The sequence below is a fragment of the Citrobacter sp. S46_ASV_140 genome, from assembly GCF_018919545.1.
GTDB lineage: Bacteria > Pseudomonadota > Gammaproteobacteria > Enterobacterales > Enterobacteriaceae > Citrobacter > Citrobacter braakii.
The window spans coordinates 1-264 of sequence record NZ_JAHLRC010000304.1 but is presented as its reverse complement, the minus strand read 5'-3'; the positions used below and the strand labels follow the sequence as shown (position 1 = coordinate 264).

Sequence of the window (264 nt, the reverse complement as noted above, 5' to 3'; positions counted from 1 at the left end):
GGCTATATACCGTTTCAATGGTCTCGAGATCTGTCGTGCCGGACACCAGTAGGCAGTGGTCAATCGTGATAGTCATCTCGCCAACGATAGACAGGCTGGTGTGCTGTAGCAGGTCGTAAACGTCGTTAATCCCACCGGAACTGGTGTTTTCAATCGGAACCACTGCGTAGTCAGCTTGTCCGGTTTCGACCTGATTAAAGATATCGGCAAATTTCGCGCAGCCGCTTTCTATAAATTGTTCAAAATGGCGGGCAGCATACTGAC

General features: G+C 49.6%; 1 protein-coding gene. It reads right to left on the bottom strand.

What is annotated here, in order from left to right; genetic code table 11:
* On the bottom strand, positions 1–264 hold a 264-nt coding region (locus tag KQJ19_RS23900), incomplete at both ends, for a prephenate dehydratase domain-containing protein (RefSeq protein ID WP_275972576.1).